We start from the raw sequence: 23,272 nt of genomic DNA, 5'->3' as shown, positions 1-23,272 counted from the left end.
GCTCGAGGCTCACCACGTCGAACCGTTCGCGCAGCTCGGTGAAGCTGTCGCGGGAGGAGGTGAGGTCGTCGATGCCGGACCCGCCAGGGCCGCCGGGGATGCTGAACACCGTGCCCGCCCGCCGTCCCGTCGCCGGCAGCTTGGCGATCTTGATGGTGAGCTTCCTGCCGTTCGGGTGTTCCAGTCCAGCGGCACCTCGATGGACGCGCACCGCAGGTCCTGTGGCCGTCCCTCGCCGTCGCAGGCAGCCCACTTCAGGGCGTCCGGCGTGGCCGGGGCGGTCGCCGGGGTAAGGGTCATCGTCAGGGCGCCGATCGCGGATGTGGTCATGCCCTCAACGCTCGCCGTCGCGGGCGTGGAACTCGATAGCGGTACGACCAGTCTTCGAGGTAGTGCCCGCACTACCTCTGCGGCCGGCCTGTGACGGCGAAGGTCGACGCCGACGACGTGCCCGGCTACCGGGCCGATGACGGCCGAGTCGTGCGGCTGGACGGCCGTGCAGCCCGCGCAGGCCGGGCCGACCGGCCTGCGCGGTGTCCCTGCTACCGATGCCGCATCCTTTCTCGACGGACTTCATGTGCGATCACCGCTGACACGACGAGATACGGCGGCGGCGCGGCCTCGGTTCATCGGACGCGACGATTTCTCGCGAACCCCCGGCGGGACCGAGCGTGAGGCTCTGCGAGCCGCCGGTCAGCCCTTGCCCGCGCGGGCGGCGCTGTAGACGGTCTTCGGCGGCTTGCCGTTGAACAGCCGGCTGACCGTGACGAACCGGTAGCCGCGCTTGGACAGGATCTTGAGGATGCGGGGCATCGCCCGCACCGTGGACGGGTGGATGTCGTGGAAGAGGATGACGCTGCCCGGACGTATGGACCTGACGGCCTTACGGACCACCTTGCCGCTGTCGCGGTGCAGCCAGTCCAAGGTGTCCACGCTCCACAACACCATCGGCCGCCCGGTCAGCCGGCTGACGGTGGCGTTGATCGCCCCGTACGGTGGCCGGACCAGCCTCGGCACCACCCCGATCGCCGACTTGACGACGTGGTCGGTACGGGCGAGCTGGGTGCGCACCCCGGCGGCCGTCAGCTTCGTCAGGTCCGGGTGCGACCAGGTGTGGCTGCCGATCTCGTGCCCCGCCGCGTACGCCTTGCGCACGATGCCGGGGTTCGCCGCCACGTTCTGCCCGACGACGAAGAACGTCGCCTTGGCGCGGTATCGAGCCAGGTGTCCGAGCAGCGCGTCCGTGTACGCGCCAGGCCCGTCGTCGAACGTCAGCGCCACGCACTTCACCCGGCGGCAGTTGACCGGGCGTGCCGCGCCCGCCTTCCCCGGCGCCTGCACCGCCCCGGTGGTCGTGGCCGGTAAGCCGCCTCGCGTCCGCCCACGGGCCTGAGCTCCGGAGGCGCGGGTGGAGGTTTCGGAACGTTCCATAGCCCGGCCGGAGGTCGCGGGTTCGCGCTCTGGCGCGCCTGCCCGTGTCCCGGCTTGGCCGGGGGCCGCGGGTGGACGGGCGCGCACGCTGGCCTGCGCTTTGGCCGGAGGAGCGGAAGCGGGTTTGCGCCCCAGCGGGTCGGCCTGCGTCCGCCCCAGCGGGTCGGCCTGCGTCCGCCCCAGCGGGTCGGCCTGCGTCCGGCCCAGGACAGAGGGCGTGGGATCGCCGGCTTGCGCCTCCGGCTGGGGAGAGGGTGTGGCGGCATGGGCGCGCTCGCGGGCCCCCGGCCGGGGCGAGGAGCCCGATCCGCTCGAGGTGCCCGACGCGCCCGAGGCTGCCGATGTTCGGGGAGCCGATTTGTCGGATCTCGTCCCGGACGATGTTCGGGGAGCCGGTCTGTTGGATCTCGGCCCGGACTCGGCGGAAAGGGTCGTGCGGGGCCGGCCGTCGGCGGCTTCGCCGCCGTCCCGTCCCCCGGTGAGCCTGGTCGTGTCGCAGCCTGCTGCCAGCAGGGCGGCCAGGGCGAGCGCTCCCGCCGTCCCCCGTCTCGCTCCAGCGCGGGCAGGCCGGCGCGGTGGTGTGCCGATGTTCATGCCGTTCCCCCTTCGCGCACCGCCCCCGGTGCGTCCCCCTGAACGGAGGCCCCGGCGAGGCGGCCGGGACCGTACCAACGGGTTGGACTACCGGTGATCGTTCTTGGTTCGCGGGAAAGGCACGTATGGCCGGAAAGGGAGACCGCGGCCGGGGTGGTGTCGTTGCGCATGCCCGGACTGCTCGCCCTGCTCAGCGCGGCCTGCCTGGCCGCCGGGCGCGGTCAACGGGATGAGGGCCTGCGCACGCGCGCCCTGTCCGTCATGTTCGACGGCCTGCGCGGCTCCTCTCCATGACCTGCGCCGGGTACGGCAGGGGCTCGGCCCGCAGTACCGCCGCCTCCTCCTCGGTCACCGGGCGTTCGATCTCGGTGAAGCCGCCGCCGGGTCCGCGTACGATCACCCCGGTCTCCACCCCGTGCGCGACGGTGTGCCGGTCGCGCAGCCGCAGTCCCAGGCAGATCCGGCGGGTGACGACGTACCCCAGGACCGGCCCGGCGACGATGGCGACGCGGAAGATCCAGGTGGTCGCGTTGAGCGAGATGTGGAAGGTCGAGGCGATCACGTCGTTGCCGCCGGCCGCCCACAGCACGCCGTAGTACACGATGCCCGCGACCCCGAGCCCTGTCCGCACGGGCACGTCGCGCGGCCGGTCGAGCAGGTGGTGCGCGGCGTGGTCACGGGTGAACCGCCGCTCGGCGAACGGGTAGAGCGCCAGCGCGGTGAACAGCAGGCCCGGCGCGCCGAGCGCGGGGATCAGCACGCTCATCGTCACCGTGGAGCCGAAGACGGTGAACTCCCACGGCGGCATGATCCGCAGCGCGCCCTCCAGGAAGCCCATGTACCAGTCGGGCTGGGATCCGGCGCTGACCGCGCTGGGCAGGTACGGCCCGTACAGCCAGATCGGGTTGATCTGGAACACCGTGGCGAGCAGCGAGATCACCCCGGTCACCCACAGGAAGAACACCGTCGTCTTCGCCAGGAACGCGGGGAAGAACGGCGCGCCGCGCACCTGCTCGTTCCGCAGCCCCTTGGCCCGGAACTGCGTGTGCGTCTGCCGCCACGTCAGCACCACCGCGTGCAGCGGGAGCAGCACGAGCAGCAGGGCGGGGATCAGCAGCACGTGCAGGCTGTAGAGGCGGGAGATGATGTCCTCGCCGGGGAACTCCCCGCCGAACAGGAACATCGCCAGGTACGTCCCTACCAGCGGCACCGAGATGATCACCCCGTGCAGGATGCGCAGCCCGGCCCCGGACAGCAGGTCGTCCGGCAGCGAGTAACCGAACAGCCCGTTGATCAGCACCAGGGCGAACAGCGCCACGCCGATCAGCCAGTTGAGGTCGCGCGGCTTGCGGAAGGCTCCGGTGAAGAAGTTGCGCAGCAGGTGGGCGACGATGGCGGCCAGGAAGATGAGCGTCGCCCAGTGGTGCATCTGCCGCATCAGCAGGCCGCCGCGCACCTCGAAGCTGATCTCCAGGGACGACGCGTACGCCTCGCTCATCGTGACGCCGCGCAGCGGCGCGTAGCCACCGTCGTAGACGACCTCCTGCATGGACGGCTTGAAGAAGAACGTCAGGAAGACGCCGGTGAGCAAAATGACCACGAAGGCGTATAACGCGATCTCGCCCAGCAGGAACGTCCAGTGGTCGGGGAAGACCTTCCGCATCGCCTTCTTCAGGAACCCGGCCCCGCCGAGCCGGTCGTCCAACGCTCTGGCCAGTGAGCTGCCCTTCATCGCCGCTCCGCATGCCCCTTGCCCGCACCTTCATGAAACAAGACGGGGCAGGGGCCGCGAATGTGACAGTCACCGGCCGGTGGATGTCTTCTCTCAGGCGAAGCGTTCGACGGTGACGGGGATGAGGCCCTGTTCGCGTACCGCCTGGCGGTGGTGGTGCAGCAGCGCGCCGAGCGCGGTGAGCGGGCCGGAGCCGAGCCTGGCGGTGACGTCCACGCACCAGGCGATGCCCGCGCCGATCCGGCGCAGCTCCCAGGTGAAGCCGTGGCCGCCGGAGCTGGCCGACGCGGTGCCGACCACGCGCGGGTCGCCGGTGGCCGGCTTGAGCCGCAGCGCCGTACGCGCGTTGGCGAGGCCGTCGGCGCCCAGCTCGCCGGCGAACAGGATGCGGTAGCGGCGCGCTCCTGAGCCGCCGAGGTTGAGCGGGGCGGTGGTGGGCAGCGTACGGCGCTCCTGGAAGAGCGTGCGCAGCCCGGCCTCCTCAGGCAGTACGCCGCCGCCCATCCGGGCGAAGGCCTCGCACGCCTGCTGCCTGCTGACCGGCGTGACCCGCCCGCGCAGCGAGCTGTCGGCGCGGATGGCGCGGCTCAGCTCGGCGGAGGAGGACCAGGCGCCGATCTCCGGTCTCCACTCGGCGCCGTCGATTCCGGCCGCCGTGTAGTCCTCGCACAGGACGAACTCCTCGACCAGGAGCCCCGCGGGCGTGCGATCGCCCGCGGTCGCGGAGATCAGGTAGTAATCCACCGGCCCATGATTGTGGGCGGCGGAACGCCAGATCAAGATCATTCAATCGCGCCGCGCGTGCCGGTGCCCGCATGCGCGGCGCCAATCCGGGCAGGTGTCCGCCGGATCTCCAGAAACGGTCTAATGTGGATATTTCCCTCTATATCGGGCACGGAGGCATCGGCGATGCGGAACGGCCGGACCAGTCCCACCCCCACCTCCACTCTCATCGTCGTCGCGGCGGCGGTGGCGCTCGCCGTCACGGGGTGCACGTCGCCGGGCGGCGGTACTCAGGGCGGACCGGATCAGGGCGAGCAGAGCGGGCGGTCGCAGCGGAGCCCGGCGGCCACGCTGACGATCACCCCCGCGAACGGCGCGAAGAAGGTCGCGCCCGACACCGGCATCGCCGTCAAGGCGACCGGGGGCGAGGTGACGAAGGTGACCGTGGCCGACGCCAAGGGCCGCACCGTCAAGGGCGCCATCGGGAGCGACGGCACGTGGCGGCCGGAGTGGCCGCTGCGGCCCTCGACGACGTACACGGTGAAAGCCCAGGCCGCCGGCGCCGGCGGACTGCAGGTGAACGGCACGTCCACGTTCACCACGCTCAATCCCAAGCGCGTGCTGGAGAGCGGCATGGCACCGCTCGACGGCGAGAAGGCCGGCGTCGGGATGCCCGTGCAGCTCCTGCTGTCGCGGCCGATCACCTCGCGCGAGGCGCGGGCGGCGATCGAGCGGTCGCTGGTGGTGCGCATGTCCGAGCCGGTCGAAGGCGCCTGGAGCTGGGTGAGCGACCGCGAGGTGCAGTTCAGGCCCCGTGAGTACTGGCCGGTCGGGGAGAGGGTGACCGTCGTCGCGCACCTGGCGGGGCTGCGGGCGGGACCGGGGGTGTGGGGGACGAAGGATCGCAGCCTGACGTTCACCGTGGGACCCGAGCACATCACCAAGGTCAGCGCCAAGATCCACAAAGCGGTCGTCCGCGAGAACGGCAAGGTCGTCAAAACCATCCCGGTGAGCCTCGGCAGGCCGGGCGACGACAGCTATTCGGGCGTCATGATCGCGCAGGAGAAGGCGGCCGACATCGTCATGGACTCCGCCACGATCGGCGAGCCCGGTGAATATCGCATCAAGACCAAGTGGAACGTGCGGATGACCTACAGCGGCACCTTCTTCCACGCCGCCCCCTGGTCCACCGGCGCGCAGGGGAACTCGAACGTCAGCCACGGCTGTGTGAACGCGAGCCCGGCCGACGCCCGCTGGTTCTACGACTTCACCCAGCGTGGCGACATCATCGAGGTGACCGGTACGTCCAGGAAACTGCGATTCGGCAACGGGCCGACGCCGTGGGCCAAGTCGTGGGAGGACTGGCTGGCGGGCGGCGCGCTCGGCAAGCCTGTCACCGGATAGGCGACATTTCCGGTTATCGCCGCTTGCTTGTGCGGCGGTAAAGGACACAATCGGGAATCCTTTGGCGGCGTATACCGCAGTGGTCCATACCGGAGAATTATCATGAGGGCCACAACAGGAACGCTGTCCCGTTAAAGGAGCACATAATCCGGAACCGCCGCGAAACCGGAAAATCCTTCCAGGAGCGCCGGCCGCTCCGAATAGCGCACACATCCCCGGAGACGGGCTGCGAGCCTGGCCCCGCCGTCGGAAGGAAGGCGTGTGGTATCGGGTGCCTGAATATGGAACCGGCCGGGGGCTGATCCCGCTCCCGACTCTCGCCCTGTGGCTGCTGGTCTGGCTGCTCAACTGCTACGAGTTCCTGGTCACGTTCTGAACCGGGGCCTCGTACGCGGGCGCCGGACGGCGGCCTGGCCGCCCGCGTGCCCACAACCCGGACCGCCCCTCCCCATCGTCCCGGCGACCTACTAGGTTGATCCCAGGGGACGATTCATCGGATGTCATGATCCCCCTCGTCTGATGAAGCTAGGAGCAGGAATGCGGATCGTACGGTTCACCAGCCCTCTGAGCAGCGCCGACGCGGTCGGGGTCGACGACGGCGAGCAGGTGGTCGAGCTCTCCGGTATCACCACGGTCGGCGAACTGCTCCGGCTGTCCTCCGACGAACTGCGGGAGCGGTGCGCGGCGGCCGACGGTCCGCGCCACCCCTCGGGCTCCGTCACCCTGCTGCCGCCCGTGGACGGCCGCATGGAGGTGTGGGCCGCGGGCGTGACCTACCGGCGCTCCCGCGAGGCGAGGGTGCTGGAGAGCGAGCGCGCCGCCGACGTGTACGAGCTGGTGTACGACGCCGAACGTCCCGAGCTGTTCTTCAAGTCCGTGGCCTGGAAGGTCTCCGGTGAAGGCGGCCGCATCTCCGTACGCGAGGACTCCGAGATCGACGTGCCGGAGCCCGAGCTGGGTCTCGTCCTGAACGCCCACCGTGAGATCGTCGGCTACACCGTCGTCGACGACGTCAGCTCCCGCACCATCGAGGGGGTCAACCCGCTCTACCTGCCCCAGGCCAAGATCTACCTGGGCGGTTGCGCGGTCGGGCAGGCGATCCGGCCCGCGTGGGAGGTCGCCGACCCGTACGCGCTGGACATCGCGCTCACCATCGTCAGGGACGGCGAGACCGCCTGGGAGGGCAAGGCCAGCACCTCCCAGCTCAACCGGCGGCTCGACGACCTGGCCGGCTACCTCTTCCGCGCCGACTCCTTCCCCGACGGCGCCGTGCTCGCCACCGGCACGTGCCTGGTGCCCGACCTGCCGTTCACGCTGCAGCACGGCGACACCGTCACCATCTCCATCTCCGAGGTCGGCACGCTGACCACCGGCGTGGTCCGCGGCCTCGACGCCATGCGCTGAGCGCCCTTCGGGCTTCGGCCCGCCAGGACGCGCCGCACCCGGTCCTGCCGGGCAGCGGCGCGTCCGGCGTGTGAGGGCGGGGTGTGTCCAGGTGCGCCTGCTGCGTTGTGCCTTCAGGCCGGGTGGTGCGGCGGGTCAGGGGTCGGTGGGGATGGTGGCGGCGGTGGCGCGGAGGGTCGCCGCGCGGCGGCGGAGATTGTCGGCGGTGGCCAGGCAGGAGTCCTCCAGGTCGGCCAGCTCGCGGCGGAGCCTGACCACCTGCGTCAGGTAACGCTCGGCGGCCGGCCCTTTCCAGTACGACTCGCAGTCGGCGGGCCGCGCCGGGATGCCGTCGAACGCGCCCGCCAGGCCCCTGGCGTACCGCATGAACGCGGCCGCCAGCGACTCCTTGTCGGCCGCCTCGCGAAGGAGGAGCTGGTGCCTGGTGGCCATGGGTCAGCCGCCCTCGGCCGCCGACCGGCCGCCCGGTGTGCCGATGACGGTGGTCCAGGCGCGTTCGCGCAGCCCGTCGGCCCCGGCGCCGGGCTGCAGCGCCTCGTGCAGCGCGGTGGCGAGCGCCTGAGCGGCGGCCGGGTCGGCGGTGGCGGCGTTCAGCAGGGTGCGCGACTCGCGCGGATGCTCGGCCAGCAGCTGCTGGAAGGCCAGCGGGTCGGCGGCGTACGGCTGGAGCAGGTCGCGGGGGCTCCACGAGGCGTCCTGCGGGCGGTTCAGCAGCGCCAGCGCGACCCGGTTGAGCACCGTGCCCGACTGCTCGGCCCCCGTGACCAGCGCCGCCAGTGCGGCGGACGGCGCGCTGTCCACCAGCTCGTGCCAGGCGTCGCCGAGCCGTCCTGTGCGTTCGGCGCTCGCGTACGCCCGCGCCAGCGGCCTGCCCTGTTCCCCGGGCAGCCCTTCGAGCAGCCGGGTGAACACCTCCGGGCCGAGCGCCTCCAGCAGCGCCGCCGCGTAGGCGGGGTCACCGGCCTCGCCCTCGATGGCCGCGACGGCCCTGGCGGCCTGCGGCCCTGCCGCGCCATCGCCCGAGGCCAAGATCGCCTGGGCCGCGGTCTCCGCCGCCTGCCGCGCGTCCGGCTCGGAGGGGAAGGGGAAGGTGGCGGTCAGCATGCCGCGTTCCCGCACCGGCACGAGCTGCTCGACCGTGTCGATGCGCCACGTCAGGTCCTGCTGGGACTCGTGGAGGAACATCCAGGCGCGGTGCATGGCGGTGGTGCCCTGGCGGCCCGCCCAGTCCTGGCCCGCCTCGGCGATGGCCGCGTCGAGGCCGGGCCGGGTTCCGCTCAGGTACGCCTTGACCGCCTCCATCCGGCGGATCAGCTCGTGCGCGCCACGGGGGTCGATCCCCACGAACTCCCCCATGAACTCTCCCAATCGGTGCTGTTGTGCCAAGGCGGGAGTCAAGCACACGAACCGGGCTCCGCGACACGCGTTTGCCGGAACGGGAATCGGTCGGCAGAGCCAGGGAGCACAGCGGCTCCGCTCAGGCGGTCGAGCCCTCCTTCTCGAACGAGCTGAGCGTCGGGTCGTAGTCGAGGGCGCCGATGTCGTACATCGGGGTCATCCAGTGATAGAAGTTGTCGCCCCGCTCCCGCAGCAGGTCGTACAGCCGCCGCATGAGACGCCGCCGCACGGGCGCCAGCTCGGGGTGCGTGTAGCGGTTGCTCAGCTCGTACGGGTCGGCCTCCAGGTCGTACAGCTCGTTGACCGACTCCGGGTTGACGATCAGCTTGTAGCGGTCGTCGCGGATCATCCGCTGCGGGTAAGGGAAGTGGTGGCCGTGGAACTCGGCCAGCAGCTCGGCGGGCCACTCGGGGTGTTCGCCGCGTACGAGCGGGAGCAGGCTGCGGCTGTCCACGGCGGGCGCGGTGTCGCAGCCGGCCAATTCGAGGATGGTCGCCGTGCAGTCGGTCAGCGTGACGAACTCGTTCCTGACCTGGGCCGGCTGCCCGGGGACGCGGATGATGCCGGGGATGCGGTAGATGTCCTCGTACATGGCCGGGCCCTTGTCGTGCAGGCGGTGGGCGCCGGTGAACTCGCCGTGGTCGGCGGTGAAGAAGACGGCGGTGCGGTCGGTGAGTCCCAGCTCGTCCATGCGGTCGAGGATGCGGCCGATCTGCCGGTCGATCAGCGTCACGTACCCCCAGTAGACGGCGATGAGCTTGCGGGTGACCTCGATGGGGATCGTGTCGAACGTCCAGTGCGCGCTGTAGTTGCGCTGCACCGGCGGCTTGCCCTCGAACGTCTCGGCGATCGACGGCGGCAGCTCCACCAGGTCGGGGTCGTACATGTCGAAGTACTCGTCGGGCAGCAGGTACGGCAGGTGCGGCCCGAAGAAGTGGGTGGCGAGGAAGAACGGCCGCCCGTCGGCGGCGTACCGCTCCATGTGCTCGATCGCCCTGGTGGCCAGGTAGTGCTCGAACGTGGCCTCTTCCGGCTGATGCAGCCGGGCGGCCAGCAGGTTGCCCTGGTTGCCGTTCGGAGTGGTGCCGCGGATCAGGTCGGAGATCCGGTACGGCGGCAGCCCCCGCTCCTCCAGGTAGGCCAGGTAGTCAGGGTGATCGACGGGGTTGTGCCAGCCGGGCAGGTCGGGCCCGTCGAAGCCGTAGGAGGCGGCGTTGCGGTGGGTGCCGCCGTGCCACTTGCCGATGAGGCCGAGCCGGTAGCCGCGCGCCTTGAGCGCCTCGGGGAAGGTGAAGGCGTCCTCGCGCAGGTCCTCCAGGTAACCGACGTTGCGCTCGTAGTTCGCCAGCAGCCGGTGCCGGAACGGCGCCTGCCCGGTGAGCAGGCTGGCCCGCGCGGGCGTGCAGATGGCGGTGGGCGTGTAGAACCGGTCGAAGCGGGTGCCGCTCGCGGCCAGCCGGTCGAGGTTGGGCGTGGCGACGTGCGGATTGCCGTAGCAGCCCAGGGTGTCGACGCGGTGCTGGTCGGTCATCAGGAACAGCAGGTTCACTTCGTGAAGGCCTTCGTGTAGAGATCGCCGGTGTAGTACGCGGAGGGGTCGGGCTTGGACGTGAGCTGGCCCGTGCTGACGAAGAAGTCGCCGAGGCTGTTCAGCCACTTGGCCACCGTGCCGTCCTTGGTCTTGGCGACCAGGTCCTCGGTGGTCATCGTCTGGACGTTGGCCGCGTCGGCCTTGACCTTGGCCGGGTCGAGCTTGAGCAGCCTGGCGGCCTCGGCGACGGCCTCGTCGGGGTGGGCCGCCCGCCAGTCGTTGGCCTCCTGCAGCACCTTGATCACCTTGGTGGTGAGCTCCTCGTCCGCGTCCGGCGCGCCGACGAACGCGGTGGGGAACGAGCTGTCCGGCCACTGCCTGGTGCTGGCGAGCTCCACCATGTCCGGCACCTGCTGCTTGATGTTGTCGATCAGCGGGTACCAGATGCCGGCCCCGTCGATCTGCCCGGACGCGAACGCCGAGACGACCGTCGCCGGGTCCATCGGCACCTTCTGGAGATCCTTGACCGACATGCCGGCCTTCTGCAGCGCCAGGTTGAGCACCATGTCGCCGGAGGTGCCCTCCGGCACGCCGACCTTCTTGCCCTTGAGGTCCTGGATCGACGTGATACCGGGGCGGCCGATGACGCGGTCGGCGTACGCGAGCGTGTTGATCGCGACGACCTTGGCCTTGCCCGAGGCGGGCAGCCACATCGCGCCGGGGCCGATGTAGCCGAAGTCGAGGTCGCCCGCGCCGAGCGCCTGGATCTGCAGCGGCCCGTTGGTGAACACCTTGATCTCGGGGGTGAGCCCCTGCTTGTCCCACAGGCCCTGCTTCTCGGCGATGGCGAGCAGGCTGGCGCCGTTGTAGTCGCTGATGTAGCCGAACCTGACGGTCGAACCGTCGTCGGAGCAGGCGGTGACGGACAGTGACAGCATCGTCACGGCTGTGGCGGCCGTCAGGGCGCGGCGAAGCAGACGCATGGCCGATCAGTCCTTCTTTCTCGAGCTTTCTCGTCTAGGGGGTTCAGGCCGCCGGCGCGGCGGGCGCCTGGTGGTAGACGGCGTGCCAGACCTCGTTGCGGATGCGCCCGAACTCGGGGGAGAGCCGCATCTCCTCGGTCCTCGGGTACGGCAGGTCGACGTCGATGACCTGCTGGATGCGGCCGGGCCTGGCGGCCATGACGATCACCCGGCTGGCCAGGTAGACGGCCTCGTCCACGTCGTGGGTGATGAACATGACCGTGCGCTGCTCCCTGCTCCAGGTGGAAAGGAGCCGGTCCTGAAGCCGCACCCTGGTCAGCGCGTCGAGCGCGCCGAACGGCTCGTCCATGAGCAGCACCTGCGGGTCCACCGCGTACGCGCGGGCGATCGCGCAGCGCTGCTTCATGCCGCCCGACAGCGTCTTGGGCAGCGCGTCGGCGAAGTCGGCCAGGCCGACCAGCTCGATCGCCTGCTGGGCCCGGCGGGCGCGCTCGCCGGCGGGCAGGCCCTTGAGCTTCAGCCCGAACTCGACGTTCTTGCGCACGGTCAGCCACGGGAACAGCGCGTACTGCTGGAAGATCACTCCGCGGTCGGGGCCGGGCCCGGTCACCGGGCGGCCGTCCACCAGCACCTCGCCGCCGGTCGGCTCCACCAGCCCGGCCGCCATGCTCATCAGCGTGCTCTTGCCGCAGCCCGACGGCCCGACGACGGTGACGAACTCGCGGTCGGCGATGTCCAGCGACACGTGGTCCAGCGCGGTGAAGACGCCGTCCTTCATCGGGTACGTCTTGACGACGTCCCTGAACGAGATCTTGTTGTTCATCGGCGCTCCTGCCAGTCGGTGAGGCGGCGCTCGGCGAGCAGCAGCAGGCGGTCCATCAGCAGGCCGAGCACGCCGATGGTGATCAGGCCCACGAAGATCGTGGACAGGTCGTAGTAGAGCTGCGCCTGCTGCATCCGGAAGCCCAGGCCCTCCTGCGCGGCGATCAGCTCGGCGGCGACCAGCGTGCCCCAGGCCGCGCCGAGCCCGACCCGCATCCCGACCAGGATGAACGGCGTCGAGGCCGGCACCACGACCCTGAGGAAGATGGTGCGGTCGGACGCGCCGAGCACGCGGGCGGCGTTGATCAGCGTCCGGTCCACGCCCACCACGCCCTGGAACGTCGAGACCACGCTCGACAGGAACGCCGCGAGGAAGATGACGAAGATCTTCGGCCGCTCGTCGATGCCCATGAGCACGATGGCCAGCGGGATGATCGCCAGCGGCGGGATCGTCCTGAAGAACTGCACGTACGGCTCCAGCAGGCCGCGCGCGGTGGCGTACCAGCCCATGAGGAAGCCGACGGGGATGGCGAGCAGCGTGCCGAGCAGGAAACCGATGAGGACGCGGCGCAGGCTGGCCAGGGCGTCGGTCACCAGCGTGCCGTCCGAGATCAGCTCGACCGCCCTGCCCGCCACCTCCAGCGGGTTCGGCAGTCCCTGCACGCCGAAGCCGGCCAGCGCCGTCCAGACGAGCAGGCCGGCGACGACGGCGACGAGGTTGAGTACGAGGGCGCGCCGCGAGCGCCCGGGGCCACGCCGCGCGGCCGGAGCCGCCTGCGCCTTGCCCGTCGCGGTGAGCTGGGTCATGGGTGGTGCCTCGATTGCGTCATGGTGAAGTGAGCCTCTCCGCGAGATCAGGCCCGGCCGGATAGCGGGAGAGCAGGGGAGATTCGTGCAGCACCAGGGCGATGCCGCCGAGGGCGCCCGCGGCCTCGCCGAGCGTGGCGAGACGCAGGCTCACCCGGTGGCGGGAGACCGGCATGATGTGGTCGTGCAGCGCCCGCTCGATCGGCCCGACCAGCGCGGCGCCGGTCTCGATCAGCTCGCCGCCGATCACGATGACGCTGGGGCCGATCGCGTTGCAGACGGCGGCCAGCACCTCGCCGATCTTGCCGCCTGCCCGCTCGAGCACGGCCAGCGCTCCCGGGTCGCCGGCCTCCACCGCTGTGACCAGCTCGCGCACGTCTCCGGCCTGTCCGCCGGAGGCGCGGTAGGCGTCGAGCACGGCTTTGATGGAGGCGACGGTCTCCAGGCAGCCTCTGCCGCCGCAGCCGCAGGGCGCGCCGCCGGGCTCGACCGTGATGTGGCCGAGCTCGCCCGACAGCCCGTACGCGCCGCGGTGCAGCGAGCCGCCGACCACCAGCCCGCCGCCGACGCCGTGAGACAGCCGCAGGTAGAGCACGTCCTGGCCGCCCGCGGCCGCGCCCCAGATGGCCTCACCGAGCGCGGCCAGCCTGGTGTTGTTGTCGAGCAGCACCGGGACGCCGAACCGCTCGCGCAGCAGCACCTGAGCGGGATGCGGCGCTCTCTCCCCGGTGGCCGGCGCGCCGCCGCCTTCCCGGCCGTCCGCTTCCTCGGCTGTGGGGCCCTCGACCTGGGCGCCGACCACGCCGACGCCGATCGCGTCGAGCGCCCCGAGCCGCAGCGCTCCCGAGCCGGTGCCGGTGAGCGAGCCGATGAGCCGCTCGGCCAGCTCGACCCGCCGCTCCCACGGCAGGTCGGCGTCGTGCGGCTCGCTCGCGGAGCCGACGATCTCGTGCGCCAGGTTGACGGCCGCGACGTGCAGGCCGCCCCTGGCGAAGTCGATGCCGATGGCCTGGCCGGCGTCGGGGTTGAGGGTCAGCGTCTCGGCGGGTCTGCCGCGGCCGCGCGGCGCTTCCTGCGGGGACGCGGTGACCACGGCGCCGCTCGCGACCAGCTCGGCGAGGATGTCGTACAGGGTCGTCCTGGACAGCCCGCAGCGCTTGCCCAGCTCGCCCCGGCTGAGGGGGCCGTGCTTGCGCAGCAGGCCGAGCACGAGCTCTTCGTGCCCGCGCCGCAGTTGCGACAGAGGGCCACTGGGTGGTGCCATGCGGAGAGTCTGCCGAGGCGTCCCGTTTTTCGTCAATAATCCGGAAAAAGAAGCGCGTGCCGCGATGTGAGCTCTGAGCTGGGATGACGCTGCTGCGAGGGGTTGCCCGGGCGGTCGTAACGTTCGCGTAACGGCCTGCCGCCGGGTGTGGACGCGCACCGTCGGTGAGGCCGCCGTCCGGCGATCGATCGCGCCCTGCGTTGTCACTTCAACGGTGCGCGGCTCTGCGGGGCTGTTCCGGCGCGGTGGTGCTGTGCGTGTCGCGCCGGCGTCGCGCCGTCCGGCATGCGCCCCTGTTCGCCGGTCGCACGCCCGCCCGGCACGACGCCGTCCCTGGCGTGGCGCCGTCCCCGGCGTGGCGCCGTGCCCGGCGCGGCGTCGCCCCCCCGCATGGCGTCGCCCCCGCATGGCGTCGCCCCCGCATGGCGCCGCCCCCTGGCCGCAGAGTGGCGGCAGGGGGCGGCGAAGGGGAGCGCGGCGGGTCAGGCGCCCTTCTTGACGGCCATCTCGCCCAGCTCGGACCAGTCGTCCTGGGGGATGGTGGTGTTCACGATGCGCGGAGTCTCCGCCAGGTGCGGCGGGAGCGTCTGCTGAGCCTTCTTGAAGTGCTCCGACTGGACGTGGGCGGCCCCGGCCGCGTCGTCCCTGAACGCCTCCACCAGCACGTACTCGTTCGGGTCGTCGAGGCTGCGCGACCAGTCGAACCACAGGCAGCCGGGCTCCGCCCGCGTGGCCTCGGTGAACTCGCGGGTGATGTCCGGCCAGGCGTCGGCGTGCTCGGGCAGGACGCGGAACTTCGCGGTAATGAAGATCATCGATACCCCTCGATGTGAATCGTCAGGCGGCTCTATGGCTGACGATAGCGGCGGAGTATTGTCTTCATCTCATGTAGGAAATGTTGACTTTGTGGGCGATGGCTCGTAGCTTCATACGCATGAGTCAGGGCCCGCATCTCAGCTTGAGAGGCGTGACGCTGGAGGCCGGCGATCCCGCCGCCCCCGTCACGGTGCTGTCGGGCGTCGATCTCGACGTGCCCGGCGGCGAGCTGCTCACGCTCGTCGGCCCCAGCGGCTGCGGCAAGTCGACCATCTTCGCGCTGGTCGCGGGGCTCGTCCGGCCCACCCGTGGGCAGGTGCTCATCGGCGGCGTCCCCGTCACCGGGCCCGCGCTGGAGCGCGGCGTGGTCGTCCAGCAGCACGGGCTGTTCCCGTGGCGCAGCGCGCGGGCCAACGTGGAGTTCGGGCTCGAGGCCCGCGGCGTGCCCGGGCGGGCGCGCGACCGGCGGGCCCGCGAGCTGCTCGAGCTGGTGGGGCTGGCCGGGGCCGAGGAGCGTTATCCGTACGAGCTGTCTCTCGCGGACCGGCAGCTCGTCGCCCTCGCCCGCAGCCTCGCCTTCGACCCGGGCGTGTTGCTGCTGGACGAGCCGTTCGCCGGGCTGGAGGCGCGCGACCGCGCCCGCCTCGGCGCAGAGCTCGTCCGCGTCTGGCGGAGGACCGGCAAGACCGTGCTGCTCATCACCCACGACCTCGACGAGGCCGTCAGGCTGGGGCGTCGGGTCGCGGTGATGACGGCGGCGCCGGGCCGCATCAGAGAGATCGTGGACGCCGGCCCGCCGGGGAGACCCCGCGGGCCCGGCCGGCGGCGTGCGGCCGCCGGCACGTGTGGAGCCTGCTGCGCGGTGAGGTCGCGGCGGCCAGGGAACGAAGGGTGGCGGCCGCGCATGGCTGACACGACACGACTGGACGAGCGCGACGGCGACGTCCACTGGTACGACCTGCCCGACGACGAGGCCGAGGAGGACTGGGTGAGCGACGAGGAACGACGGCCGGAGCCACAGGTGCGCGGCGGCCTGCTTCGCGTCATCGCGGCGGTGATCCGATGAGCGTCGTCGTCCTGGTGGGCAACCCCCGGAGCGGATCCCGCACCTTGACCGTGGCCGTCGAGGCCGCCAAGGCCGTCGGGCAGCGCATCGACGGGCTCGCGGCGGCGGACTCGTACGAGGTGATCGACCTGTCGGCGCTCGGGCCGCAGCTGTTCGGGCCCGGCGCGTCCAGCGGCGTGGAGGTCGCGCTGGAGCAGGTGGCCGAGGCGAGCGTACTGGTCGTGGCCAGCCCCACCTACAAGGGCACCTACACCGGGCTGCTCAAGGCGTTCCTCGACCGGCTGCCGCCGAACGCGCTGGCCGGGAAGCCGGCGCTGCCGCTGCTCGTCATGGGCGACGCCCGGCACGCGCTCGCGGTCGAGGTGCACCTGCGGCCGCTGCTGGTGGAGCTGGGCGCGACCGTCCCCACGCCGGGGCTGGCCGTGCTCGAGGCGGACCTGCCGAAGCTGGACGAGGTGCTCGCGGCCTGGGCGGAGCGCGTCGCCCCGCAGATCGCCCCCCAGGTCGGCTCGCGCATCGACACCCCCGCCTGAGCGGCGTTCGCGAGGGCGCGTCAGACCGCGGCGGCGGCCGGGTCCGTGGAAAGAGCAGCAGTGCCGCCGCCGCTCACATCGGGTCGCCACCCAAGGTGACCCGCCGCGTGAACGCTCCGTCCCGGCGGTGTGGGGGGCCGCCGGGACGGAGCCGGGCGTTCATACGCTGATCTCTCCGCCTTGACAAGATCTTGGCAGGCCCTGAGGACGTACCGGATCGACTGCGCAGGAATCCGCACAACGAACGTGCCGCGCGCCACACCTCAGCGCTTGACCCGCACCTGATCCACCGCGAACGGGACGAACTGCGGCGCCGCCGCCCTGGCCTGCGCGTTCCCGCCGGTGCCGCACGCCGCGCGCAGCAGGTACTCCAGGCTGGCGTAGTCGATCGCGTGTGGCACCACCTGGCCGTTCTCGTCCACGGTCTGGTACTTCGTCCTGTTGACGCCCATCGAGACCTGGCGCTTGCCGTCCTCGCTGGTCAGCGACTCCGTGGCCATGCCGAACACGCTGCCGCTGTGCCCCCAGAACCGGCCGCACGGCAGGTCGTAGGCGTAGATGCCGAGCCCGTAGTCCAGCAGCCCGCCGGCCGCCACCGGCACCGTCTTCCGCATCTCCGCCAGCTCGGCGGGACCGATCAGTTCGCCGCGCAGCAGCGCGCGGTAGAAGCGGTTGAGGTCGTCCATCGTGGACGTGAGCGCCCCGGCCGTGTTGAGGAACGACACCTCGTAGACGCTGTAGTCGCGCGGCGGGTCGATCAAGCCGAACAGCGACTCGTACGCCTTGGAGTGCGGGCCGGGGATGAACGGCGTGCGCGGGAACGACGTGTGCCGCAGGCCCGCCTTACGGATCACGTGGCGCGTGATGTACTCCTCGGGCTCCATGCCCGTGACCTTCTGCAGGATCATGCCGGCGAGCACGTAGTTCGTGTTCGAGTAGACGCCGGGCGTGGACCCGGGCTCGCCCGTCGGCGGGGCGTCGAGGCCGAGCCTGGCGACCTCCAGGCGGGTGAAGCGGCGGAAGCGGTTGTCGTCGAGGCTCTGCGGCGAGCCCTCGTACAGCGAGGGGAACGCGGGGCCGACGAAGTCGGCGATGTGGCTGGTGTGGTTGAGCAGCATCCGTACGGTGATCCGCTGCCCGCGCTCGCCCGGCACCACGTCAGGCAGGTAGCGGCCGATCGGGGCGTCCAGCTCGACCTTGCCGCGCGCGACCTGCTGGAGCAGGGCGACGGCGGTGAACGTCTTGGTGATGCTGCCCACGCGGTGCACCATGCCGGAGGTGACCGGGCGGTTCGTCCGCACGTCGGCCACGCCGGAGGCGCCCTGCCAGCTCTTGGCGCCGTCGCGTACCGCGCTGTAGATGCCGTACATGCCGGCCTCGTGCACGGCGCCGAGCGCCTGGCGCAGAGCCTGCCGGTCGAGCCCGGTGCCGGACCCGGCCTCGGCCGCCTGGGCGGGCGTTGCGGCGACCAGGACGCCGAGCGACATCGCGACGGCGGCGGCGCGGCGGACGGCGGTCTTTCCCAACTGTCGCATCGTCATGCCGCCAGCATGATCGAAAGCGGCCCCTTCAGGGCAGTCGCCGGTGTCACGAGGTCCGTATGACACGCGTCATATGCGCCGGGACAGTACGCTGCAATCCCTGCCCGAAGCCCACGAGAGGACGATCGCGGATGCCCCACGCGGCGCGGCCCACGGTCACGCTGCACGACGTGGCCGCCGCCGCGGGCGTGTCGATCTCCACCGCCTCCCGCGTGCTCAGCGGCAGCACCAGGAAGGTCGCACCCGAGTACGAGGCCCGCGTCCTGGCCGCCGCGAAGGCCCTGCGCTACACCGCCGACGCCGCCGCCAGGGCCATGCGCAGGGCGGGCGACTCCATCGCGCTGGTCGCCGACGACCTGACCACGCCGTCGATGGGCATGGTGGTGGCCGCCATGGAGCGGGAGGCCAGCACGGCGGGCGCGTTCGTCACCGTCTCCGCCACCATGGGCGACGCCGAGCGGCAGGCCGAGACCGTGCGCGTGCTGCGGGCGCTGCGGCCACGGGCGCTCGTCGTCACCTCCAACCGGTACCTCGCGAGCGCGCCCGGCGACCGGCTGGCCGAGGAGCTGCTGTCGTACAAGCGGGACGGCGGCCGGGCGGTGATCTTCGGCGACACCGACCTGCCGTTCGACGCGATCGGCTTCGACAACCACGGCACCGGGCGGAGCGCGGGGGAGTACGTGGCCGGTCTCGGGCACCGGCGGGTGGCGATCCTCGCCGGCACGCCCGGCATGCGGAACCTGGCCGACCGCACGGCGGGCTGCGTCGCCGGGCTCACCGCGGGCGGTGTACGCGAGCGCGACATCCTCATCGTGCCCTGCCCGGTCAGCAGGGACGGCGGCTTCGCGGCGGCGCGCGAGCTGGCCGCCGCCGGGATGGACGGGCGGGAGGCCGTGCTCGCGGTCAACGACATCATCGCCATCGGCGCCCTCTCCGGCTTCCGGGAGGCCGGGATCGACGTGCCCGGCGACGTATCCGTGACGGGCGTGGACGACATCCCGCTCGCCCGCGACGTCACGCCGCCGCTGACCACCGTGGCGCTGCCGCTCGCCGAGGCGGGCGCGCGGGCGATCCGCTTCGCCCTGGCCGATCCCGGCCCGATCCGGCACGTCCGCCTGACCGGCCGCCTCGTCGCCCGCGCCACCACCCGCCCCCGCCGCTGACCCTCCCGGGCCCGCCTCATCGCCCGCGCCGCCGACGCGCGGCGAATACGTACCGGTGTCCCGAATGTCCACTCTTGACGCTCCTGTGACAGCCGGGGCAGACTGCGGAATACGTTTTCCCATCACGGCCGTGCCGGCCACACGAGCGGTCCCGGCAGGGCCGCCGGCCGAAAGCGACCGCGCCGTTCCCCGGCGGCGCGCGACCGACCCCCGGACGAAGGAACACATGTCTCGACAGCAGTACCGGGCCGCGATCATCGGCACCGGAGGGATCGCCCATGCCCACGCCAGGGCCGTGCAGAACTCCGGAGGACGGGCGGAGCTCGTCGCCGTGGCCGACGTGGACGCCGGCCGGGCCCGCGAGTTCGCCGACAAGTACGGAGTCCCCCACGCCTACACCGACGCCGAGGAGCTGCTGCGCGAGCAGGAGCTCGACGTCGCGCACCTGTGCACGCCGCCCCAGCTCCACGCCCCGCTCGCACTGGCCTGCCTGGAGGCCGGGGTGACCGCCCTGGTGGAGAAGCCGCCGACGCTCTCACTCGCCGAGTTCGACCAGCTGATCGAGGCCGAGAAGCGCGCAGGCGCGCACGTCGCGACCGTGCTCCAGCACCGCTTCGGCGCGGGCGCGGCCCGGCTGCGCCGCCTGGCGGACGCCGGAGACCTGGGCCGCCCGCTGGTGGCCACCTGCCTGACCCAGTGGTACCGGGGCGAGGACTACTACGCGGTCCCGTGGCGCGGCACCTGGGAGTCGGAGGGCGGCGGCCCCACCATGGGGCACGGCATCCACCAGTTCGACCTGCTGCTGTCGGTGCTCGGCCCGTGGACCGAGGTCACCGCCATGGCCGCCCGCCAGGCCCGCCCGGTGGAGACCGAGGACGTGTCGATGGCGCTCGTGACGTTCGAGAACGGCGCCATGGCCACCGTCGTGAACTCGGTGCTGTCGCCGCGCGAGACCTCCGTGCTGCGCTTCGACTACGAGCACGCCACCATCGAGGTCGAGCACCTGTACGGCTACACCGACGACGACTGGACGGTCACCCCGGCGCCCGCCCACGAAGAGATCAAGACGGTGTGGGAGTCCGACCGCACCGAGGGTTCGAGCGGGCACAGCGGCTGGTTCGCGGCCGTGCTCGACGCGCTCGACCGGGGCGAGAAGCCGCCGGTCACCACCGAGGACGCCCGCCGCACGATGGAGTTCATCGCCGCGCTGTACGCCTCCGCCTTCACCGGCGAGCGGGTACGGGCCGGGCAGATCACCGCAGACAACCCCTTCGCCCGCAGGATGGACGGCACGGGCGCACCTTGGAGGAACCAGTGAACTTGCAGGCCACCCACACCCTCGGCAGGTCCGTCGCGGTCACGGCGGGCGACGTCGAGCTGTTCACCTACGTCTACCGCCCGGACACGCCGGTGCTGGAGTCGCCCAAGCCGTACCTGCACCCGGTCCGCACGCTCGGCGGCGCGCTCGTGTCGCTCTACCGGCCGCACGACCACGTCTGGCACAAGGGCATCGCCTGGTCGCTGCCGCACGTGGGCGAGCACAACTTCTGGGGCGGCCCGACGTTCACCGACGGGCGCTACGTCCAGCTCGACAACAACGGCAGCGCCGTCCACCGCGAGATGACGAAGCTCACGGCCGACGGCGGCCGGGTCGAGATCGCCCACACGCTCGGCTGGACCTCCCAGGCCGGCGCGCCCATCATCGAGGAGGAGCGCGCGCTGAGCGCGTCCGTGGTGGACGGCGACGCCTGGACGCTGGTCTTCGAGACCACGATGACGAACGTCTCCGGCGCCACGCTCGACTTCGGCTCCCCGACCACCAAGGGCCGCGAGAACGCCGGCTACGGCGGCCTGTTCTGGCGCGGTCCCCGCTCGTTCACCGGCGGCATCATCCAGTCGCCCGGCAAGGCGGGCGGCGACGAGCTGCGCGGCGAGCGCGCCGAGTGGTTCGGCTTCCGCGGCCGGCACGACGAGACCGGCGAGTGGTCCACGATCGTCATGGTGGACGACACCGCCAACCCGCAGCATCCGCCGCAGTGGTTCGCCCGCTCCGAGTACTTCGCCTGCTTGTGCCCCGCGCCGTTCTTCAGCGAGGAGGTGCCGCTGCCCGACGGGCAGAGCCTGCGCTTCCGGTACGCGGTCGTCATCGCCGACGGCGACCGGGGCGAGGACGGCACGGCCGAGCTCGCCGCGCGGGGGAGGGAGGCGCTGCGATGACCGCCGCTCCCGGGGCCTTCCCCGGCGGCACGTCGGTCAGCCGCCTGTCGGTCTACTCCGGCAACGCCTGCGCCGACGGCCTGGAGGGCGGCACGCCGCACCTGCACACCGCCTCCACGGAGGCGTACGTGGTGATCGGCGGCGAGGGCGCGCTGCAGACGCTGGACGCGCGCGGCCTGCGCGAGACCGAGCTGCGTCCCGGCACCACCGTGTGGTTCACGCCCGGCACCATCCACCGCGCCGTCAACAGGGGCGGCCTGGAGGTGGTGGTCGTGATGTCCAACGCGGGGCTGCCGGAGGCGGGGGACGCGGTCATGACGTTCCCGCCGGACGTCGTGGCCGACCCTGACCGCTACCGCGAGGCCGCCACGCTGCCCGCCACCGATGTGGCGGAGGCGGTGCGCCGCCGCAGGGAGCTGGCCGTCGAGGGGTTCCTGCAGCTCGTGGACGGCGGGCCCGGCGCGCTGCGCGCCTTCTACGACAGCGCGGTCGCGCTCGTCCGCGGCCGGGTGGGGGAGTGGCGGGGCATCTGGGAGCGTACGGTCGCCGAGGAGACCCGCCGCACCTCCGCCGTGCTCGACGCCCTGGAGCGCGGCGACGGCGGTCACCTGATGGACGCGGCGCTCATGGAGTCGCCCGCGGAGGAGCGGTGGGGCATGTGCGGCCACCTGCGCGCCCACGACGTCACCCACCCCGTCGTCCGCACCCGGGCGTGAGCGGTGAGCGGCGTGGCTGACGGGCCGCAGGGGCAGGCCGCGCCGCCGACCTTGCACGACGTCGCCAGGGAGGCGGGGGTCTCCGTCGCCACCGCCTCCCGGGCGCTCAACGGCAGCGCCCGCAACGTCCGGGCGGAGAACGTCGCCCGCGTCCGCGCCGCCGCGCAGCGGCTCGGCTACCGGCCCCACCTGTCCGCCCAGGCCATCGCCAGGGGTTCGACCAGGACCGTCGCGCTGGTGGTCCGCGACGTGGCCGACCCGTACTTCTCCGCCATCGCCGCAGGGGTGATCGAAGAGGCCGAGGCCGCCGGGCTCATCGTCACGATGGCGGTGGCCGGCGGCTCGCCGGAGCGCGAGCTGCAGATCGTCAGGACGCTCAGGGGCACCCGCCCGCGCGTCGTCATCGTCACCGGCAGCCGCATCGACGGGGCCGGCACCAGGGACGCGCTGGTGGAGGAGCTGGAGGCGTACCGGACGGCGGGCGGGCGGGCCGTCATGATCAGCCAGCGGGACCTGCCGTACCCGACCGTGACCATCGACAACGCGGGCGGCGCGGCCGAGCTCGCCCGCGCCCTGCTCGGCGCGGGCTACCGGCGCTTCGCCGTCCTCCACGCCCCCGCCGCGCTGCGCACTTCGCGCGAGCGGCACGAGGGATTCCTGGCCGGGCTCGCCGGGTCCGGCGTGCCCGAGCCGATCGCGGTCGAGACCGACTTCACCCGCGACGGCGGGTACGCGGCGGCACGGCGGCTCGCCGAGCGGGGGATCGGGGACGTCGACGCGGTGTTCGCGGTCAACGACGTGATGGCGATCGGCGCGATGACCGGGCTGCGCGAGGCCGGGGTGAGGCCGGGCCCGGACGTCGGCGTGGCCGGGTTCGACGACATCGCGCCCGCCGTGGACGTCGTGCCGGCGCTGACCTCGGTCGCGGTGCCGCTGCGCGAGGCGGGCGCGGCCGCCGTACGCCTCGCGCTGCCGGACGGCGACACCGGTTGCGAGGCCGGCGCCCGCGAGGCCGGGGTGCGCCTCCCCGCCCGCGTCATCCTCCGCGCCAGCACCCCACCCCGCTGACCGTCACCGGCGAGGACGGGGCCGCCGAGCCGCGCCGCCCCTTCTCATCTCCCACCCGA

General features: G+C 72.2%; 22 protein-coding genes. 10 read left to right on the top strand and 12 right to left on the bottom strand.

The window, feature by feature from the left end; translation table 11 throughout:
• Window positions 1–693: 693 nt before the first annotated feature.
• Window positions 694–1,341: a polysaccharide deacetylase family protein gene (locus WBK31_RS24960; RefSeq protein ID WP_364056474.1), complete on the bottom strand. Its 648-nt coding sequence runs from the start codon at window positions 1,339–1,341 to the stop codon at window positions 694–696.
• Window positions 1,342–2,118: 777 nt separating this feature from the next.
• Between WBK31_RS24960 and WBK31_RS24955 the strand changes: the two genes are divergently transcribed.
• Entirely contained in the window at window positions 2,119–2,319 is a 201-nt protein-coding gene (locus WBK31_RS24955; RefSeq protein ID WP_364056472.1) for a hypothetical protein, read from the top strand.
• Here WBK31_RS24955 and WBK31_RS24950 read toward each other — a convergent pair.
• The gene (locus WBK31_RS24950) at window positions 2,285–3,757 is read right to left on the bottom strand and encodes a cytochrome b N-terminal domain-containing protein (RefSeq protein ID WP_364056469.1); all 1,473 of its coding nucleotides are present in this window, start codon (window positions 3,755–3,757) and stop codon (window positions 2,285–2,287) included. The two genes, WBK31_RS24955 and WBK31_RS24950, sit on opposite strands and share 35 nt — an antisense overlap.
• Before the next feature lie 93 nt (window positions 3,758–3,850).
• Window positions 3,851–4,501: a hypothetical protein gene (locus WBK31_RS24945; protein ID WP_378787279.1), complete on the bottom strand. Its 651-nt coding sequence runs from the start codon at window positions 4,499–4,501 to the stop codon at window positions 3,851–3,853.
• A 165-nt stretch (window positions 4,502–4,666) separates the two neighbouring features.
• Between WBK31_RS24945 and WBK31_RS24940 the strand changes: the two genes are divergently transcribed.
• The gene (locus WBK31_RS24940) at window positions 4,667–5,884 is read left to right on the top strand and encodes an Ig-like domain-containing protein (protein ID WP_406673249.1); all 1,218 of its coding nucleotides are present in this window, start codon (window positions 4,667–4,669) and stop codon (window positions 5,882–5,884) included.
• Window positions 5,885–6,421: 537 nt separating this feature from the next.
• Complete coding sequence (locus WBK31_RS24935) at window positions 6,422–7,288, top strand: fumarylacetoacetate hydrolase family protein (RefSeq protein WP_406673248.1); 867 nt, start codon at window positions 6,422–6,424, stop codon at window positions 7,286–7,288.
• 135 nt (window positions 7,289–7,423) lie between these two features.
• Here the strand turns inward: WBK31_RS24935 and WBK31_RS24930 are convergent, their stop codons facing one another.
• From WBK31_RS24930 to WBK31_RS24895, 8 genes are all read right to left on the bottom strand, one after another.
• Window positions 7,424–7,720 carry a hypothetical protein gene (locus WBK31_RS24930; RefSeq protein ID WP_364056451.1) on the bottom strand — a complete coding sequence of 99 codons (297 nt, stop codon included), beginning with the start codon at window positions 7,718–7,720 and terminating at the stop codon, window positions 7,424–7,426.
• A 3-nt stretch (window positions 7,721–7,723) separates the two neighbouring features.
• Window positions 7,724–8,644, bottom strand: coding sequence for a hypothetical protein (locus WBK31_RS24925; RefSeq protein WP_406673247.1), 921 nt, complete (start codon window positions 8,642–8,644; stop codon window positions 7,724–7,726).
• Between the two features lie 121 nt (window positions 8,645–8,765).
• Complete coding sequence (locus tag WBK31_RS24920; RefSeq protein WP_364056445.1) at window positions 8,766–10,235, bottom strand: sulfatase-like hydrolase/transferase; 1,470 nt, start codon at window positions 10,233–10,235, stop codon at window positions 8,766–8,768.
• Window positions 10,232–11,200, bottom strand: a complete 969-nt coding sequence (locus WBK31_RS24915; RefSeq protein WP_406673246.1) for an aliphatic sulfonate ABC transporter substrate-binding protein — start codon at window positions 11,198–11,200, stop codon at window positions 10,232–10,234. Before WBK31_RS24915 ends, WBK31_RS24920 begins: the two co-directional genes overlap by 4 nt.
• Before the next feature lie 43 nt (window positions 11,201–11,243).
• Entirely contained in the window at window positions 11,244–12,023 is a 780-nt protein-coding gene (locus WBK31_RS24910) for an ABC transporter ATP-binding protein (RefSeq protein WP_364056439.1), read from the bottom strand.
• Complete coding sequence (locus WBK31_RS24905; RefSeq protein ID WP_364056436.1) at window positions 12,020–12,829, bottom strand: ABC transporter permease; 810 nt, start codon at window positions 12,827–12,829, stop codon at window positions 12,020–12,022. The genes WBK31_RS24910 and WBK31_RS24905 overlap by 4 nt, the downstream gene beginning before the upstream one ends.
• Before the next feature lie 19 nt (window positions 12,830–12,848).
• Window positions 12,849–14,093, bottom strand: a complete 1,245-nt coding sequence (locus WBK31_RS24900; protein WP_364056433.1) for an ROK family protein — start codon at window positions 14,091–14,093, stop codon at window positions 12,849–12,851.
• A 482-nt stretch (window positions 14,094–14,575) separates the two neighbouring features.
• Window positions 14,576–14,908: a putative quinol monooxygenase gene (locus WBK31_RS24895; protein ID WP_364056431.1), complete on the bottom strand. Its 333-nt coding sequence runs from the start codon at window positions 14,906–14,908 to the stop codon at window positions 14,576–14,578.
• 152 nt (window positions 14,909–15,060) lie between these two features.
• Between WBK31_RS24895 and WBK31_RS24890 the strand changes: the two genes are divergently transcribed.
• Together WBK31_RS24890 and WBK31_RS24885 are read left to right on the top strand one after the other, a co-directional pair.
• On the top strand, window positions 15,061–15,975 hold the full coding sequence (locus tag WBK31_RS24890; protein ID WP_378787289.1) for an ABC transporter ATP-binding protein: 915 nt from the start codon (window positions 15,061–15,063) through the stop codon (window positions 15,973–15,975).
• On the top strand, window positions 15,972–16,508 hold the full coding sequence (locus WBK31_RS24885; protein ID WP_364056422.1) for an NAD(P)H-dependent oxidoreductase: 537 nt from the start codon (window positions 15,972–15,974) through the stop codon (window positions 16,506–16,508). Before WBK31_RS24890 ends, WBK31_RS24885 begins: the two co-directional genes overlap by 4 nt.
• A 263-nt stretch (window positions 16,509–16,771) precedes the next feature.
• On the opposite strand, the gene WBK31_RS24880 is transcribed toward WBK31_RS24885, so the two are convergent.
• The gene (locus WBK31_RS24880) at window positions 16,772–18,049 is read right to left on the bottom strand and encodes a serine hydrolase domain-containing protein (RefSeq protein WP_406673245.1); all 1,278 of its coding nucleotides are present in this window, start codon (window positions 18,047–18,049) and stop codon (window positions 16,772–16,774) included.
• 131 nt (window positions 18,050–18,180) lie between these two features.
• Between WBK31_RS24880 and WBK31_RS24875 the strand changes: the two genes are divergently transcribed.
• The 5 genes from WBK31_RS24875 to WBK31_RS24855 all read left to right on the top strand — a co-directional run bounded on the left by WBK31_RS24875 (window position 18,181) and on the right by WBK31_RS24855 (window position 23,213).
• A complete protein-coding gene (locus WBK31_RS24875; protein WP_406673244.1) occupies window positions 18,181–19,212 on the top strand; it encodes a LacI family DNA-binding transcriptional regulator in 1,032 nt (343 codons plus the stop codon).
• 226 nt (window positions 19,213–19,438) lie between these two features.
• Window positions 19,439–20,530: a Gfo/Idh/MocA family protein gene (locus WBK31_RS24870; protein WP_406673243.1), complete on the top strand. Its 1,092-nt coding sequence runs from the start codon at window positions 19,439–19,441 to the stop codon at window positions 20,528–20,530.
• Complete coding sequence (locus tag WBK31_RS24865) at window positions 20,527–21,429, top strand: PmoA family protein (protein WP_364056410.1); 903 nt, start codon at window positions 20,527–20,529, stop codon at window positions 21,427–21,429. The genes WBK31_RS24870 and WBK31_RS24865 overlap by 4 nt, the downstream gene beginning before the upstream one ends.
• Window positions 21,426–22,145, top strand: a complete 720-nt coding sequence (locus tag WBK31_RS24860) for a cupin domain-containing protein (protein ID WP_406673242.1) — start codon at window positions 21,426–21,428, stop codon at window positions 22,143–22,145. Before WBK31_RS24865 ends, WBK31_RS24860 begins: the two co-directional genes overlap by 4 nt.
• A gap of 12 nt (window positions 22,146–22,157) precedes the next feature.
• Window positions 22,158–23,213, top strand: coding sequence for a LacI family DNA-binding transcriptional regulator (locus tag WBK31_RS24855; protein ID WP_364056404.1), 1,056 nt, complete (start codon window positions 22,158–22,160; stop codon window positions 23,211–23,213).
• Window positions 23,214–23,272 lie beyond the last annotated feature (59 nt).

The sequence above is a fragment of the Nonomuraea sp. N2-4H genome (assembly GCF_045291505.1).
GTDB classification, from domain to species: Bacteria; Actinomycetota; Actinomycetes; order Streptosporangiales; family Streptosporangiaceae; genus Nonomuraea; species Nonomuraea fastidiosa.
Note: the sequence above shows the minus strand (reverse complement) of the source record. Positions and strands in the feature narration are given on the sequence as shown.